This is a genomic window from Dyella nitratireducens (assembly GCF_014642835.1).
GTDB classification, from domain to species: domain Bacteria; phylum Pseudomonadota; class Gammaproteobacteria; order Xanthomonadales; family Rhodanobacteraceae; genus Dyella_B; species Dyella_B nitratireducens.
On sequence record NZ_BMJA01000001.1, the window covers coordinates 509422 to 525572 of the forward strand.

General features: G+C 58.7%; 13 protein-coding genes. 7 read left to right on the plus strand and 6 right to left on the minus strand.

Annotation, left to right across the window (positions count from 1 at the left end; all coding sequences use genetic code 11):
* Nucleotides 1–365 precede the first annotated feature (365 nt).
* Both IEX75_RS02325 and IEX75_RS02330 read left to right on the plus strand, forming a co-directional pair.
* Nucleotides 366–761, plus strand: a complete 396-nt coding sequence (locus IEX75_RS02325) for a carboxypeptidase-like regulatory domain-containing protein (protein WP_188792640.1) — start codon at nt 366–368, stop codon at nt 759–761.
* Between the two features lie 244 nt (nt 762–1005).
* Nucleotides 1006–1395 carry a hypothetical protein gene (locus tag IEX75_RS02330; RefSeq protein WP_188792641.1) on the plus strand — a complete coding sequence of 130 codons (390 nt, stop codon included), beginning with the start codon at nt 1006–1008 and terminating at the stop codon, nt 1393–1395.
* Between the two features lie 60 nt (nt 1396–1455).
* Here the strand turns inward: IEX75_RS02330 and IEX75_RS02335 are convergent, their stop codons facing one another.
* Nucleotides 1456–2325, minus strand: a complete 870-nt coding sequence (locus tag IEX75_RS02335; protein WP_188792642.1) for a LysR family transcriptional regulator — start codon at nt 2323–2325, stop codon at nt 1456–1458.
* Between the two features lie 107 nt (nt 2326–2432).
* On the opposite strand from IEX75_RS02335, the gene IEX75_RS02340 reads away from it, so the two are divergent.
* Complete coding sequence (locus IEX75_RS02340) at nt 2433–3506, plus strand: alkene reductase (RefSeq protein WP_188792643.1); 1074 nt, start codon at nt 2433–2435, stop codon at nt 3504–3506.
* 203 nt (nt 3507–3709) lie between these two features.
* A complete protein-coding gene (locus IEX75_RS02345; RefSeq protein WP_188792644.1) occupies nt 3710–5719 on the plus strand; it encodes a CocE/NonD family hydrolase in 2010 nt (669 codons plus the stop codon).
* Nucleotides 5720–5771: 52 nt separating this feature from the next.
* Here the strand turns inward: IEX75_RS02345 and IEX75_RS02350 are convergent, their stop codons facing one another.
* Nucleotides 5772–6659, minus strand: a complete 888-nt coding sequence (locus IEX75_RS02350) for an NAD(P)-binding domain-containing protein (RefSeq protein WP_188792645.1) — start codon at nt 6657–6659, stop codon at nt 5772–5774.
* A 319-nt stretch (nt 6660–6978) separates the two neighbouring features.
* Here IEX75_RS02350 and IEX75_RS02355 point away from each other — a divergent pair, with 319 nt between their 5' ends.
* Complete coding sequence (locus tag IEX75_RS02355) at nt 6979–8937, plus strand: glycoside hydrolase (protein ID WP_188792646.1); 1959 nt, start codon at nt 6979–6981, stop codon at nt 8935–8937.
* A 58-nt stretch (nt 8938–8995) separates the two neighbouring features.
* On the opposite strand, the gene IEX75_RS02360 is transcribed toward IEX75_RS02355, so the two are convergent.
* The 3 genes from IEX75_RS02360 to IEX75_RS02370 form a co-directional block, all read right to left on the minus strand.
* Nucleotides 8996–10549: a peptide MFS transporter gene (locus tag IEX75_RS02360; RefSeq protein WP_188792647.1), complete on the minus strand. Its 1554-nt coding sequence runs from the start codon at nt 10547–10549 to the stop codon at nt 8996–8998.
* Nucleotides 10550–10551: 2 nt separating this feature from the next.
* Nucleotides 10552–10896 carry a helix-turn-helix transcriptional regulator gene (locus tag IEX75_RS02365; protein WP_188792648.1) on the minus strand — a complete coding sequence of 115 codons (345 nt, stop codon included), beginning with the start codon at nt 10894–10896 and terminating at the stop codon, nt 10552–10554.
* Nucleotides 10897–11499: 603 nt separating this feature from the next.
* Nucleotides 11500–12135, minus strand: coding sequence for a hypothetical protein (locus IEX75_RS02370; RefSeq protein WP_188792649.1), 636 nt, complete (start codon nt 12133–12135; stop codon nt 11500–11502).
* Nucleotides 12136–12476: 341 nt separating this feature from the next.
* Between IEX75_RS02370 and IEX75_RS02375 the strand changes: the two genes are divergently transcribed.
* Nucleotides 12477–12992, plus strand: coding sequence for a hypothetical protein (locus IEX75_RS02375; protein WP_188792650.1), 516 nt, complete (start codon nt 12477–12479; stop codon nt 12990–12992).
* 43 nt (nt 12993–13035) lie between these two features.
* On the opposite strand, the gene IEX75_RS02380 is transcribed toward IEX75_RS02375, so the two are convergent.
* Nucleotides 13036–14166 carry an acyltransferase family protein gene (locus IEX75_RS02380; RefSeq protein ID WP_188792651.1) on the minus strand — a complete coding sequence of 377 codons (1131 nt, stop codon included), beginning with the start codon at nt 14164–14166 and terminating at the stop codon, nt 13036–13038.
* Between the two features lie 303 nt (nt 14167–14469).
* Between IEX75_RS02380 and IEX75_RS02385 the strand changes: the two genes are divergently transcribed.
* Nucleotides 14470–16077, plus strand: a complete 1608-nt coding sequence (locus tag IEX75_RS02385) for an MFS transporter (protein ID WP_188792652.1) — start codon at nt 14470–14472, stop codon at nt 16075–16077.
* The last annotated feature ends 74 nt before the right edge of the window (nt 16078–16151 follow it).

The window sequence follows — 16151 nt, forward strand, 5'->3', positions numbered from 1 at the left end:
TTTTGCAGATCCCGTGTCGGGTCGTCCACGGCAAGCTGTCGCCAACATTACAAAAAGGAAAAAACAAGACGCGAATCATGCTTGCGTCGGCTAAAAGCATTACGACTTTCACATGAGCCGTGTAACCTCTCTCTGCTAATTTAAACCTATCTTCGTCTTCCCTCATCCAAAGAGCGTGGTTTCCATTTGGGATGAGGGTGGCAAGTTCAGGCGTTACTGGAAGAAACGCTGCAGTCAGCCTAGGAAGGCAGAAACACTGGCAGCCACCCCACTGCCACTTTGACATTCGTCGTCGAATCAATCACTGCGCAAGTGATTGAACGGCTTGACGCGCCTTAATTCCCCACAAACCCACGAGCACGATCATGAAAATCTTTCAGACATCTGAAGTGAATCGCCATCAGAAACATACGTTCCGCTTCGCATCCAAGCTCATCTCGACCATTGCCGTGGGTGCACTGGGCGCCATGACATTCAGCGCCGCTCATGCCCAGGCAACCAGCTCCAGCATCGACGGCAAAGCACCCACGGACGGCACCATCACGGTTCACAGCGATACCGGCCTCACCCGTCATGGCACCGCCAACAGCAACGGCCGCTACACCATCTCTTCGCTGCGGCCGGGCACCTACCTGGTATCGCTGGAAAAGGACGGCAAGACCGTTGCCAGCCTGCCAGGTGTCCCGCTTTTTGCAGGCAAGGCGTTTGAAGTGGACTTTGCGTGCGACAACGATCAGTGCACGGCAGCGCCCGGTCATTAATCGCAAAAATAGCTGACAAGCATAAGGACAGGCTCACTTCCGGCATCACTGGACTTGCCGGAAAGCGAGCCTGTCCGTCCCCTCCCTGCCCGGCCAATGCACGCCGTTTGCGGTCGTGATAACGTGGTTCCCGAACACATCCTTGGCCATGCCGCGTTTTTTTCGAGGCCTTGGCAAGGTCATGCGTTCGCCAGCATGGATCGCCCGTGGTCGTATCAACTTTGACCGCAACAAGGGGGCCAGCATGGGACACGACAAGAGTCGTTCAGACGTTTCAGTGGGCAGCGTCGACTGGAACGATCCCAAGTTGAACGATCTTCTGAAGAAGGTCGACAACTGGAACATCGAGCATCGAAGCCAGCTTCCATCGCAGGACGTGCAGATCCGCGTCGCCTGCGGGTGGAACACCAGCGCCGTCAATAAACCTGCGTTGCTGATTTCCGAGCTGGATGACGTCATGGTGCTGGCTACTCGTTTTCCACTTCCGCATGGCGAGGAAGTACAAGTCACCAGCCAGACGGGCGGCCATTCGCGGATGTCCTGGGGCGTCGTGGTCGAAGAACGCGAAGGCCACCGCGCGGCGGATCGGGAGCAAGGTCTTTTCCTGAGCTGGTTGCGCCTTCGGATCCGCTAAGCCTTGGGTGTGCAGGCAATGGCAACCAAGCAAAAGACGCCCGCATGCTGAAAATGTGGTTCACGCCAAACGTTCCTTGAGGAACTCGATGAAACGCTGTGTCTTGGCGGGAAGCAACCGCGTTTCCGTGAGCGCATAGACCGGCATCGGCTTGCCATGCCAATCGGCCATCACACGAACAAGCCGCCCAGCCGCAAGGTCATCGGAGACGATTTCCTCCGGCACCAGAACGATACCCATGCCCAGCGTCGCCAGGCGACGGATCAAGCCGACGTTGTTGGCGGCAAACCGGCTGCCGATCGAGATCTCAATCGACCGTTTCCCTTTGTGCAATGTCCACACGCCGCCCCTGATGATGTTCAGGCATTCATGCCGCTTGAGGTCGGCAGGCTCTGCCGGTTCGCCGGTGCGCTTGAGATAACGGGGAGACGCATACAGCTGAGGCACCAGCGAAGCGAGCGGACGCGCTATCAGGTTTGAATTCTGCGGCTCGCCCATCCGTATCGCCACATCGAAGGGCTCGCTCACCAGATCGACTTGTCGTGGCGTAAGGTCGAAATCGAAGGTGATGCCTGGATAGCGCTCCGCAAACTCGGCGAACAAGGGCGCCATGTAGGTCACTGCGAAATCCACCGGTAACGATGCGCGCAATACACCGCTTGGCTGGGCCAGCATCTCGCCTAACTGTTCGTGCGCCAGCCTGGCCTCATCGACGATGCGCTTGCAACGCTCGAAGTAGATCCGCCCTGCCTCGGTCAGCTCCACTTTGCGTGTCGTGCGATGCAGAAGACGTAGCCCGATCGCTTTTTCCAGCGCACTGATTCGCCGCGACAACGTCGAGTTTGGAACACCCGTCGCTTCGGCGGCGCCCCGGAAACCTTTGGCTTTGACGACCTCGACGAACAAGGCCATATCGTTCAGCAGTTCCACGACACTGCTCCACAAATGGATCAATGTTATCCACCATACCGTATTTATCCCATTCGTGGCGCTCCCCATGATTGCCCTATCCAGCAACCACTGTCGAGGATTTCGCCATGAACCCCTTGTTCGCACCTGTTCGCGTCGGCCGCCACACCCTGCAAAACCGCCTGGTCATGGCGCCGATGACCCGTAGCCGAGCGGCCTTCGACGGCACGCCCGGGGAGCTCGCCACCGATTACTACGCACAACGCGCCGACGTTGGCCTGATCGTCACCGAAGGCACCCAGCCGTCGGAGGATGGGCAGGGTTACATGACCACGCCGGGCATTTACACCGATGCGCATGTCGCGGGATGGCGGAACGTCACCCATGCCGTGCATGCCAAGGGCGGCCGCATCTTCATCCAGCTTATGCACGCCGGACGCATGTCGCATCCCGACAACACGCCACACCATCGCCAAGGCGTGGCACCTTCCGCCATTGCACCGGGATCGCCGATGTTCACGGCGAAGGGCATGCAGGACATCCCTGTCCCGCGGGCGCTGACAACCGATGAAGTGCGCCAGACCGTTGCCGATTTTCGTCATGCCGCCCGCCGTGCGATCGAAGCCGGCGCCGATGGCGTCGAGATCCATGGCGCAAACGCGTATTTGATTCAGCAGTTCTTCGCACCGAGCGCCAACACGCGCACCGATATTTACGGTGGCTCCATCGAGAACCGCGCCCGCTTCGCCATCGAAGTAGCAACCGCCATTGCGGAGGAGATTGGTGCGGACAGGACGGCCATTCGCCTTTCACCGGGCACGGCCATGTGGGGCATCGACGAAGGCGCCGAAGGACCGGATCTGTACCGCTACCTGGTCGGCGAACTCAGCACGCTCGGCCTTGCGTATCTGCACATCATGCATCTGGGCAACGAGCCGCTGCTGGCAGACATCCGCAAACTTTGGAAACAACCGCTGATACTCAACCGGCCTGGCCGCCCGCGTGACCATATCGGTGCCGACGTAACCGCAGGGCTGGCGGACCTGGAGGCTTATGGCCAGATGATTTTGGCCAATCCCGACTTCGTCACCCGGCTGAAACTCAACGCACCGATGAATGAAGCGGATCGCAGCACCTACTTTGGCGGACATGCGGCGGGATATGTCGATTACCCCACCTTGAGCGAAGCCGTGGAAGCTTGAGCAAGCTGCGCATATTCGTGATGTTGGTGCCATCCCTATCGGGGATGGCACCTATCCGTGCATCCGAGCCGAACACGTCGAGCAGTTGATCGCGTGTGGTCGAAGGCCGGCGTGTTGGCGAACTGCTTATATGCCCTTAGTCATGGTTCCCTCAAGCTGTCAGCTGGCTGACACTCGGGAGACGCCTCCAAGGGGATACAACTATGCGCCTCACTCCGCTGGCTACTGCCTTCGCCGGTGCGTTGGCTACGTTTGGACTGTCACTGCTCGCGGCCAATCCCGTTGCCGCGCAGCAGAAACCCGACCCTCAGGCGGAATTGATCGCCAAGCACAACGCCATCGAGAAAGAGCTTGAGCAAGTCGCCGTCATCGACCGCAAGGTGATGATCAAGATGCGCGACGGCAAGTTGATGGCGGCAGACATCTATCGCCCCAAGGGCGCCGGCAAGGTGCCGATCATCTTCGTGCGCACGCCGTACAACTTCAATTTCTGGGATGTAAAGCTGGGCGCCCCGCGCGACATGACGCGCGAACTTGATGCGGTCAAGCACGGCTATGCCTATGTCGAGATCCAGGAGCGCGGGCACTTCTTCTCGCAAGGCAACTACGACATCCTCGGCATGCCGCTGAGTGATGGCACCGACGAACTCAAGTGGATGTCTTCGCAGCCATGGTCCAGCGGCAAGGTCGGCACCACCGGCTGCTCGTCGACGGCGGAATGGCAGCTTGCTGTCGTCGCGCAGAATGATCCGGCACTGGCTACCTTCAACGTACAGGGTTTCGGTGCCGGCGTCGGCCACGTCGGTCCTTACTATGAGCAAGGCAACTGGTATCGCGGCGGCGCGGTGCAGATGCTGTTTATCTCATGGATCTACGACTACGGCATCCAGAATCAGGTACGGCCGATGTTTCCGTCCAATACATCGCAGGCAGAGCTGATCAATGCCTCGCATTTCTTCGATCTGGCGCCGCAGATGCCGCCCGTCGATTGGGACAAAGCGTTCTGGCACCTGCCCGAGAATGACATCATCAAATCGGTGGGTGGTCCGCCGGGCATCTTCGAGACACACATGCCCGTCGCTACCGGTGGCGACATGATTGCGCGCGCGCCCAATGATGCTGCCTGGTACAAGGGCGGCCTGTGGCACGAGAACATGCAGATCAGCAAGCCGGGCCTGTGGTTTATGAGCTGGTTCGACGTGTCGGTGTCACCCAACCTGGCCGCGTATAACGAAGTCCGCCGCACGGCACCGAAGGCCGTCGCCGACCAGCAATACGCGGTGATCGCACCCGTGCTGCACTGTGCGTATACGCGTGCCACCGAACACACCATGATCGGTGACCTCGACGTGGGCGATGCCCGCTTCGATTACAACGACCTCGTCTACGGCTGGTTTGATCACTATCTCAAAGGCGAAGACAGCGCCGTCCTGGATAAGCAGCCCAAGGTCATGTACTACGTCATGGGCGCGAATCGCTGGGAGAAAGCCGACACCTGGCCACCGGCTGGCGCCAGCACGCAAGACCTCTACTTCACCAGCGACGGACAGGCCAATACGCTTTACGGCAATGGCAAGCTCGTCGCCGCGGCGCCGGAGGCGGATCATCCCGATCAATTCGTCTACGATCCAGCCAACCCGGTGCCCACCTTCGGCGGCGGCGGTTGCTGCCAGGGCAGCGCGGTGAAGTTCGGCTCTTATGACCAGCGTTCGCAGGAAGCACGCAACGATGTGCTGGTCTACGACTCCGAGCCCTTCAAGCAAGGCACTGAAGTCAGCGGACCGATCACGGTGACGCTATATGTCTCTTCCAGCGCGAAGGACACCGACTTCACCTTCAAGGTGAGCGACGTTTATCCCGACGGCCGTGCCTTCAACATCACCGAGAACATCCAGCGCATGCGTTACCGCAATGGCTACGACAAGCCGCTGGCATGGATGTCGCCCGGACAGGTGTACAAGGTGACCTTCCAGCCGATCGATACCAGCTACTACTTCCGCCCCGGCCACAAGCTGCGCGTGGATATCTCCAGCAGCAATTTCCCGCGCTTCGACCGCAACCTCAACACCGGCGGTAATAATTACAACGAAGACCAAGGCGTGATTGCCCATAACGCCATTCACCACGACAGCCAGCATCCATCCAAGATCACTATCACGGTGGTGCCGAATGCCGAGCCGGTGGCTGATGCGGGAACGAGCAAAGCCGATTAAAGAGTGATAGCAGGCGGAGGCAATCGAATCCGGTTCATTGCCTCCGCCCTGCTCAGGAAGCGCGCACCTTCCCCGTCAGCCTTTGCTGCACGCGATCAAGGCCCAGATCAACCGCTTCCCATACGCCCTCATCGCCCATCACCTGGCAGAAAAGTTCGTTGATGCCACCCGGCGTGGCGTGCTCTCGCATCAGTTTTGCGAAATCCAGCTCGCTTCCCTGCAGCGACGCGGCGAGCTCTCCAAACATCGCTCCAACGTATTGTTGCGCTTCCTGCCGCACGATGCCGTGAGCCGCCAGCCAAGCGCTTACCCGATTCAGATAAAGGAAATGCGCGGCGATCGTCGCCGTGGCGGCGGAGAAAAGATCGAAAGCCGTTTCGTCGGCAACTTCGATGACATGACCAAGCCGGGCGAACAGGCTGCGCGCCGGATCGGTCGCTGGATACAACGGCGTGATGCCACGCCGAATTGCAACGGATGGCAGCGGAATGGTGCGCGCGATGTTCTGCACCGGAGCAACAAGCTCGCGCAGAACCTTCAGAGGCATACCCGCCATCACGCTTATCACGCTCTGGTCCTTGAATGTCAGCTCGGATATCACTCGTGGTGCATCGGCAGGCCTTAAGCACAAAAACACGACGGCAGATTGATCAACCACCGCCTGATTGCTGTCGGCCACGCGGACATTCGGATAGGAGGCTGCAAGTTTCGCGGCCAGTTCCGCGTTGCGAGGCGAGAGAAGAATGTCCGGCGGCTCATCGCCTTCGCTCAAACCCGTAACGATAGCGGTGGCGATTGCGCCTACTCCAAGGACTCCCAGCATGGAATGATTTCCCTTGTTGATCTGTCGGCGGCTTGAATATAGCGCTCTCGCGGCATGCCAAGCATCAATGCTCCGAACGTGGGATTTCCGAGCGGCGGCGTCTTGCCTCGCCGTCATTCCGGCGAAGGCCGGAATCCATCGCCAGTACGAAGCATGGATTCCGGCCTTCGCCGGAATGACGGTGAGGTGCTACGAAACTTCCCCGGACAGCAGTGGGCGAAGGCCGGAATCACGATGCGTTCTGCAAATGGCATCGATGTGAACATCAAGTCCGAAGCATTGAGCCAAGCACTGGCAAGGAGAAATATCCCTGGATAAATTAGCGCCGCCAGGCACAGCAGCCATTGACGCTGAGGCAAAGGCCCCTTGGAAAACCCCAGGCCACGGACTGCATCGATTCCAAGACTTCGATCACTCACGACCGACAGGAACCCTTATGCGTCGACTTTGGATAGCCGTGATTGCCGCTGCCTGCCTCTTCGCCAGCATCCACTCGGATGCCCAAACCTTTGCGGCAGAACAGGCCAATGGCATCCCCGAAGCCCGCATCAATACAGGAAAGATCATCGCGCGTCCCCAACAAACCCTCCGTGGCTGGGGCATGTCATTGGCGTGGGAGGCGAACGACTTGTATGGCGGCGATCGCCAGCCTGCCCAAATCAAAAACCCGAAGATCCAAAGCGACTATATGGATCTGCTGTACGGCGATCCCGCGTCTCGCCTGACGCTTGGATTCACCATCGCGCGTTACAACATCGCTGGTGGCGATGATCCATCTCATACCCATATGCGCCCCGATGCGCAGCTGGAAGGTTATCAATCCGGCCCGGCGGCACCGTTTGATTGGAATCGCGATGTGCCGCAACGAAAAATGCTGCAGGAAGCAAAGAAGCGGGGCGCCGCCATCTTCGAGGCGGCATCCTACTCGCCGCCCTATTGGATGACGTTGAGCGGTTGCTCCTCCGGCAGCAAGGACGCCAGGCAAGATAATCTTCGACCGGACATGCAGGAAAGCTTCGTCAATTATCTGGCGACCGTGGTGAAACATTTCCGCGATGCCGAGGGTATTGTTTTTGAGAGTGTCGAACCGTTCAACGAACCGGATGGCGGGTGGCGAGCCGGCGGGTCACAGGAAGGCTATGCGGCCTCCATCGCCACGCAAAATGCCGTCATCCCCATGTTGGCGAACCGCTTGAAGCACGATGGATTGCAAACGGTCGTTGCAGGCGTGGATGCCAATAACATTTCAGCGGCGATCAGCATGGCAGGCCAGTTGAACCCCGATGCTGTTGAGGCACTCGGCCGCTTCGATACGCATGACTACCATCATGCCGTGGACGACCTGGCCAAGCTGGGGGAATACAAAACGCTTGGCGAGAAACGCCACACATCGATCTGGATGAGCGAACTCGGCTGCTGTTTCAAGAATCAGAACGAGAAAGACGCGATGTGGGGCGCGCTGTTCATGGCCGACTCGATCCGCATGGATCTGCGCGACCTGGGTGCTGAAGCCTGGATACTGTGGCAACCGGACTGGGAAGTGATCGCCTTTGATCCGAATGGCGGAGAGCCGCAGTTAAAGAAGCAGTACTACGCGATCGGTCAGTATTCGCGCTTTATTCGTCCAGGTTTCCAGATTATTTCAGCCGGAGGCGCCTACCACACCCTTGCCGCTTACTCCCAAGCGGCCAAACGCCTTGTCTTGGTGACGACCAACGACGATGCACCCGGCAGCAACGATCTGGATCTCACGGCCTTTACAGGATTGCCCCGTTCGGTACAGGTCTATCGCACCACCGCTGACGAAACCGTCAATCTGCGCGAAGAGAAGGCCACGCTCTCGTCAAACGGGCACCTCATTGACCCGTTGCCCGCTCACTCGATCACCACCTATGTGGTCGATGGCGTGACACCACGGCCTGACGCATCCGCAGACGTCATCGCTGGCACGCACCCAATCGTTGCGCAGGCGACTGGGCGATGCATGAATATCGTCACCAACGCGACGCAGCCAGGGGCGGCCATCATCCCCTATGCATGCGGCGCATATGGCAATGAGGTATTCAACTTCGTTGATCGTGGTGGCGGTTTCTATGCCATTCAAACCGTGAATGGCCTTGAGAACCTGTGTCTGAATATATCCAATGGCACAGGATCGCCGGGCGATGGCAGGACGCGGGGCGGTCCGGGCAATCTCATCCAATGGAACTGTGGTGAAGCGTCGTTGCCTGCCAATGAGCTCTTCCACCTGGAAGCCATCGGCACGGATACTTATCGCATCCACGTGAAAAATTCCGGCCTGTGTCTCGAAGAACCAGGTGGCGCAAGCACCATCCGTCAGAACCGCTGCAATGCGGCGTCTCCGAATCAGGTGTTCAAATTGGGAAATACATGACATGCGATGAGATGAATTCCGGCCTTCGCCGGAATAACGAACGTTGGACTACTGGCGATCAAAGCATCGAGGCCTGCGTTGCTGCCACGACCTGACTATCGGTGCTTGCCAGCCCTTCCCTGCAAGCTTCATGCGTCGAGGACAAGCGATTGATAAACGGCAGCAAAGCCAACGCAATCACTGCACCGGCCAACGCCAGCAAGCCGAGCTGATCGAATAGGTGTGTGTAGATCGGCAGGCTCAGCAAGGGGTTTTTCACCTGCGAAGGAAGGCTTGCAAGGTTCGCGATCATGGCACCGAGGTATTGCGCCACACCACCCGCCACAAAGAACGCACCGATCATGAAACCGCCCATACGGGCTGGCACATAGCGCGATATCATCGCCAGCCCGAGCGCGGCCACCAGCAATTCGCCCAGCGAATAAAAACCGTAACCCAGCAGCATGATCCACGACGGCACCATGCCGTGCACTGCCACCATGCCGCTCAATCCAAAACTGAAAAAACCGGCAGCCACCGAGCCAAAGCCAATGGCGAATTTCGCAGCCACCGGCAGATCGCGCTGCCCCAATCGCCGATAAAGCCAGGCCAGCATCGGCGAAAGTGCGAGAATCCACACCGCATTCATCGCCGGATACTGTGCCGGCGACCAGGTGAAAAGGTGATGTCCAAACAGCATCTGGTTGCCATCCACATTGCGCAGTGCAAACAGCGTCAGCGAGGTGGCCAGCTGCTGATAAAAGATAAAGAACAAGGATGCTTCGACCAGCAGGATCAACGCAGCCATCAGCCCCGCACGTTCCTGGCGCGAGCCACGCAGGATCATGTGAACGAAGATGCCGACCACGATCACGCCACCGGTGTAGACGCAATCCACGCCCATATTGCTATGGCGCAACAGGTAAATGGCGCCGAACAGCGTGACCACCATGCCCGCCAGCACCAGCACGAAACGATGCTTGGGCAGCGGACGGCTATCGGGCAAGGAGCCGACGCCATCGAGCTTGCGCAGCATGACCGCGTAATGGATCAGGCTCACCAGCAAGCCCGCGCAGCACAACGCAAACGCGACATACCAACCCCAGCGATCCTTGACCCAAGGCGTAAGCAACACGGCTGCAGCCGCGGCAAAGTTGCTGCCCATGTAGTAGAGCGTGAAGGCGCTGTCGAAATGCGCATTCGAGCCTTCGTAGATACGCCGCACCAGGTTGGCTGCGTTCGGCTTGAACAAGGCGTTGCCCACGATGATCACGCTCAGCGCCGTGAACACGTAAGACAAACGATCGCCACTCAAACACAACAGCAAGTAGCCCAGTGCCAGCGTCACCGCGCCCAGCAGCAGGCAACGCTTGGCTCCCAATACCTTGTCACCGATCCAGCCACCAATCACCAGCATGGCAAAAATCATCACCGAGAATGCGCCCCAGATCAGGTTCACCTGCGCCTCGCTCAAGCCGAGCCGCTGCACCATGAACAGGACCAGCAACGAAGCGGTGCCGTAGTAGCCGAAACGTTCCCACATCTCGATCATTACCACGGCCACGAAAGCACTTCGTGTACGCGTGGGTGAATGGGCTTGCGCAAGCTCCTGCGAACAAGTTGTTACATCCATGTCTAAGATGTCCTCCGGGAAATGGGTAGACGATGCAGCTTTGCGATACGGCCGGCCGCCTGTGCCAGTTCGGCACGCAGGGTCGGCGGCCCTAATACCATCACTTCGTTGCCGAGCCGCAGCAGCTCGCGCACGCCAAAATCAAGCGATTCGATGTAATCGCGCAGCTGAAAGCCGCCGTTGCGGCTGCGATCGACATAAACCGGAATACCCGCCGCGCTGAGCTGGTCGATATCGCGATGGATGGTGCGCACCGTCACTTCGAGTGCTTGCGCCAATTGGCTCGCGCTCATGCGGCCACATGCCTGCAACCGTAGCAAAATCGACAGCAGGCGGCTGGCCAGCATGCTCCCTCCCTGAATACATGACCCCGGCGACATATTTAGCGCGAGCGGGCCGCCGATACAACTGTATTCAAGTCAGGGCGGGGAGCCCCCCTGATCGTTTCTCCAAAAGAGTGGTCGGGTGGCTGAGATTTCCCCAGGTTTTTCGAGCTGTTCAAGGATGGGCTTTTTTGCGGCCAATACTTAGCATTTTTACCTCGGCGTCATTCCGGCGAAGGCCCACTGTTGTCCGGGGAAGTTTCGTAATACCTCACCGTCATTCCGGCGAAAGCCGGAATGACGGTGAGGTCATTTAATAGGCCTTGGCTAGCTTGCTGATTTTTTCAGATCATCAAGCAGAAACGGGGTGATACCTCAGAGTCGGGTGGGCACTCCGACCGATTAATCCGAACTTTGATTAATGACCTGCGTTCGCTCAGGGGGCGTCTGAACAAATCGGAATAGACGGCCGAAGCACCGTTGCGCAAGCAGTGCGTACGGGTATCGAGGTACTGGCGTCTCGATACCCATTCAACACAGGCGAAGACATGTTTTCGTTAGCCGGCTACGCGATACAAACGCATCCTCTATACGGTCCACCCGTACGAAATGCTACGGAGAGGTGTTTCACTGCTTGATGCCCATCAGCTTGAAAACCAGTGCTGCAACTGCCTTGGCCGTCTCGGGCGACAGTCCTCTCGCTTCAAGACTATCTTGAAGGCTGACGTCTTCATGGCCGCCATCGCCATCCCCCGTGGCTTGGACGCTGTCACGGCCATCCGTGGGTTGGGGGCGGCCGCCACCACCCGTGGGTTGGGTGCCACCGCCACCACCCGTGGGTTGGGTCCCGCCGCCGCCACCCGTGGGTTGGGTCCCGCCGCGACCACCCGGGGCTTGGGTCCTGTCGCGGCCATCCGTGGGTGGGGTGCCGCCACCACCACCCGTGGCTTGGGTGCCATCGCCAGCTGCGCCAGCAAGTTTGCTGCGGAAATAGTCCCTAATGCCTGCCAAGGCCGGCTTGACGTATGGCGAATCCTTGCCGAGAAGCTGCTCAACATGTGGCTCAAGCTGGTTAATCAAGCCCTCAATCTTCGAATCTACGTCTGAGACGGGCCTCGTGCTTGGGGAAGTGTCAGGCCTGAAATCGCCACCATCAGGCGTAACGCCGGGCTGTTGCGAGCCCGGCGGCATGGTGGTGCCTTCGGTGCCGCTGCCATAGGGTGTCGTCGGCGATAAGGCGGAGGTGCCCGATATACCGTTCATAAAAATTCCTCGTCATTAAGTTCGAATGCCTGCGAGCCGGGTTTTCATATCGGTCGACTCTTAAGCAGGTTAACGAGGCATGGCGGGGATGAGGGGCTAACTGTGTATTTGTATGCCACGTTATTTCCCGGCATGGCCGTCACGCTGCCGTTTCATCTTGCCGATGCGCATACTGATTCCACGCATGACGCTGCAAGAAGTGATCATATTTTTGCGATCACGCGTATAGGCTCTTTGCGTGGCACCGGCGACTGGCATTCCGATTAATCGGAACTTCGATTAATGACCTGCGGTCGAGCTAAGGGCGTACCGTGCGTGGACGCGCTTAGGAAGGGGATTCCATGAAGAAACCATCGTATAAGGCGTTCGCCGCTGTTGCAGGCATAGGGGGCGTGATGCTGGTCTTTGGAGCGAATGCCGCCAATTCATCCATGGAGAATCAGGATTCATCCGCGCTGCACACGTTATGGAGCAACTATCAGCAGGCCGTTGCGAAGAAGGATGCCAAGGCATTGCTCGATTTGTACGTAACCGCAGACGTGCCTGTCATGGGTGGCATTGCGCCTGAATCCTATGCGCTTATATCCGCCGCAAACAAACAAGCCGTGCCACGCACGCTTCTGATGACTGCAAAGGAAGATGTGACTGGTGAAATCAAGCTTCCACCTGATCAGACTGAAAACCTCGACATTCATTCCGACGGCGAAGTGGGATCGATCTCGTTCGACTACAAGGCCAAGATCGGTCACGGGCGAATTATCTGGACAACGGTCCGTACAAACGATGGCTGGAAAATAGCTTCCGTCGTGTACTCGATCAATGTTCCTGCTGCGGATCGCGCGGAAAAGCCCGGGTGAATGAAGCCATCGGCCTAATGGGGTCCGCGTTGGGGATCGGTCATCAGGATATCGGCTCGGGCATATATGGCCTCCGCTGAGCCCACATGCGAAGCACCGGCTCACGCAGTCGCAAGCATGGACGTTCCACGACGTAGTGAAGCACGGCACCGGCGACAAGCACCGCTGCCACATAAAGCAATACCGTCCAGTTGCCATGCCCGTCGACCCACGGCGCGAAACGGCCGTGCAGTTGCCCGTAAACCATCTTGTGGCTCAGGTAGAGGCTGTAAGACGCGGCCGCAAACCACCCTGCCCCGGGCACCCGGCTGCGCGCCAGCACACCGCGTTCACTCGCTGCGCCCGCCACGAGTGCCGTCATGGCCAAGGCGAGTGCCGGGTAGCCGAACACATTGGCAGCAAAGCTAAACCGCTCGCCATTGAAACCCCACATGCACAAGCCGGTAAGTATGACGCCAGCCATCGATACCGCATTCGCATGGCGTTCGATCCATGCCCAGCCACGCGTGCCATAGCTGCGTGCGGCGGCCAGCGCGATGCCGCCAAGCAGATCATCCAGGCGCGCGTAGGTGGGGATGTATAGAAAGCGCAGGTAGGTAACGCCGCCATCACCGCCACCGGCCTGAATCGGTTGAAGGAAGTGCATCCAGAGCCACGCGCGCAGCATCATGCCACCCAGCACCCATCCTGCGATGACAACGACACCGCGTCTCCATCGGCCGTTACGCGCAAGCAGTAATGCAAGCAGAGGGAACACCAGATAGAACTGTTCCTCCACACATAGCGACCACGCGTGCGAAAACGCGCCGCGGCTTGGGTCCATGAATAAGTTGAGCGTATAAGTGAGGAACTGCCACAACGGCATCATGCCCGGTTCTTCGCGCATCGACGGCCAGGCGACATAAATCCCCAACATCACGAAATACGCCGGCAAGGTGCGAAAGCTGCGGCGCAGATAGAAGTCGCCAAAATCCACGCGTCCATTCGCAGCAAGCGCGTTGAAAACCTGAGAACCGATCAGGAAACCGGACAGTGCAAAGAACAAATCCACGCCCATCCAACCGCTCCAGCGCAGCACGCCGCCACCCATGTACCCGGCGATATAGCTGTGAAACGGCATGACCCAAAGTATTGCCAGCGCCCGTAGCAGATCGAGGCCAGGTTTGCGTGCCATGATTTCCCCTATTGAGCCGGTGCGCGGCCTGCGACATCCATGCAATCCGGTGCTCGCTACGCTGCAGCGCCTACTTGCTCTCCGGACGCGCCAGTTTGCTCGGTATTTGTGGCATTGCTCTGGCACAAAGCCAGCTGCGACATGGCGCGCCTTGTTCGTTTGAGCGGTCATCGTGTCCACTGTGGAAAGCGGATACGGCAATGCTCGTCCGTCACTCCATCATCACGGCTATGCGCCCATCCCGCAGGTTGCATCACCTGATAGCGGAGTAAGCTCCGTCGAGCCCCGATCACGGTGATGCTCATGAGCCAGATTGGAAAACCTCCTTGCGAAGAAGGCGCCATCCTTAGCGGCGAACAGGCAACGCCTTGTTCGGCGTCCTCGCGGCGCTGGACGCTGGTGGCCACGATCCTTGGCTCCAGCCTCGCGTTCATCGACGGCACGGTGGTCAACGTGGCGCTCCCGAACATCCAGCGGACGCTGGGGGCCACGACATCGGATGTCCAATGGGTGATGGAGTCTTATGCCCTGTTCCTTGCTTCACTGCTGCTGGTAGGCGGTGCATTGGGGGACCGCTTCGGCCGCAAGCGTGTCTTCATGATCGGCGCGGGAGTGTTTACGCTGGCTTCGATCGGCTGTTCGATGTCTTCGGGCGTGGGGCCGTTGATTGCTGCGCGTGCCATTCAAGGTATTGGCGCAGCCCTGCTGGTACCGGGTAGCTTGGCGTTGATCAGCGCGACCTTTCCGCCATCGGAACGAGGTGCTGCCATCGGCACGTGGTCTGCATTCAGCGGCATCACCGCCGCTATCGGCCCGGTCATCGGAGGCTTTCTCGTCGAACATTATTCATGGCCGCTGGCTTTCCTGATCAATGCTCCACTGGGCATCGTGCTGCTGGCGATATGCGCGGCGAAGGTGCCCGAAAGCAAGGGAAATGCGGATGCCGGCCCCATTGACGTGCTTGGCGCCAGTTTGGTGACGATGGGTCTGGCTGGATTGGTGTTTGCATTCATTGAAGCGCCGAGCCGTGGCTGGACGGCAGCGCCAATCTGGCTAGCCGCTTTGATCGGCATCATCGCGTTACTGCTATTCGTGCGTGTCGAGCTACGCGCTGCATCGCCCATGCTTCCCATGGCGCTTTTCCGCGAACGTAACTTCGCCGGCGCCAATATGCTGACCTTGCTGCTCTACGCGGCGCTTGGTGGCAGCCTGTTCTTTCTGCCATTGAACCTGATCCAGGTGCAGGGCTATGGGGCCACGGCAGCGGGCGCTGCATTGCTGCCGTTTATCGCCACCATGTTTCTGTTATCGCGCTGGACCGGCAGCTTGGTGGATCGGTTTGGCCCCAAGCTTCCATTGGTGACAGGACCGGCCATAGCGGCTGTCGGATTCGCCATGTTTGCGCTGCCGTCGACCGAGAGCACGTATTGGACGTCGTTCTTCCCTGCCATTTGCATTCTCGGTCTTGGCATGAGTGTGACGGTGGCGCCGTTGACGACGACGGTTATGAATTCGGTAGGAAAAGAACTGGCGGGCACGGCATCCGGCATCAACAACGCGGTGTCGCGCGCTGCAGCGTTGCTCGCCATCGCGCTGTTCGGGCTCGTGCTTGTCTTTGCCTTCAACACGACATTGGATGCCGAACTTCGAAGCCTGCATGTACCGGCGGCGTTGGTTTCCACAGTTGTTGAACAACGTCAGAAACTCGCAGGCATGGAGATGCCCGGAGGCTATCCAGACGCCGTTATTAGCGCCATGAAGCATGCGGTGAAGTTGTCATTTGTTTCTGGCTTTCGGTGGGTGATGCTGGTTTCTGCAGCCTTGGCACTTTTAAGCGCGGTCAGTGCGTGGGTTTTCATCGAGGGGAAGCAAGCGGCGCGCGCAAAGTTCAACTCAGCGAAAAACAGGTAAAAATCCCGTCAAAACATCCTCTCACTGCCGTCATTCCCGCGAAAGCGGGAATCCATTTTGCTCTAATGCATTCA

Bases quoted from the DNA above. Each gene is read 5' to 3' on its own strand.
- IEX75_RS02360 (WP_188792647.1), bottom strand. From the start codon at position 10,549: ATGGATGTAACAACTTGTTCGCAGGAGCTTGCGCAAGCCCATTCACCC.
- IEX75_RS02330 (WP_188792641.1), top strand. From the start codon at position 1,006: ATGGGACACGACAAGAGTCGTTCAGACGTTTCAGTGGGCAGCGTCGAC.
- IEX75_RS02355 (WP_188792646.1), top strand. From the start codon at position 6,979: ATGCGTCGACTTTGGATAGCCGTGATTGCCGCTGCCTGCCTCTTCGCC.
- IEX75_RS02375 (WP_188792650.1), top strand. From the start codon at position 12,477: ATGAAGAAACCATCGTATAAGGCGTTCGCCGCTGTTGCAGGCATAGGG.
- IEX75_RS02365 (WP_188792648.1), bottom strand. From the start codon at position 10,896: ATGCTGGCCAGCCGCCTGCTGTCGATTTTGCTACGGTTGCAGGCATGT.
- IEX75_RS02325 (WP_188792640.1), top strand. From the start codon at position 366: ATGAAAATCTTTCAGACATCTGAAGTGAATCGCCATCAGAAACATACG.
- IEX75_RS02370 (WP_188792649.1), bottom strand. From the start codon at position 12,135: ATGAACGGTATATCGGGCACCTCCGCCTTATCGCCGACGACACCCTAT.
- IEX75_RS02340 (WP_188792643.1), top strand. From the start codon at position 2,433: ATGAACCCCTTGTTCGCACCTGTTCGCGTCGGCCGCCACACCCTGCAA.
- IEX75_RS02385 (WP_188792652.1), top strand. From the start codon at position 14,470: ATGAGCCAGATTGGAAAACCTCCTTGCGAAGAAGGCGCCATCCTTAGC.
- IEX75_RS02350 (WP_188792645.1), bottom strand. From the start codon at position 6,659: ATGACGGCGAGGCAAGACGCCGCCGCTCGGAAATCCCACGTTCGGAGC.
- IEX75_RS02380 (WP_188792651.1), bottom strand. From the start codon at position 14,166: ATGGCACGCAAACCTGGCCTCGATCTGCTACGGGCGCTGGCAATACTT.
- IEX75_RS02345 (WP_188792644.1), top strand. From the start codon at position 3,710: ATGCGCCTCACTCCGCTGGCTACTGCCTTCGCCGGTGCGTTGGCTACG.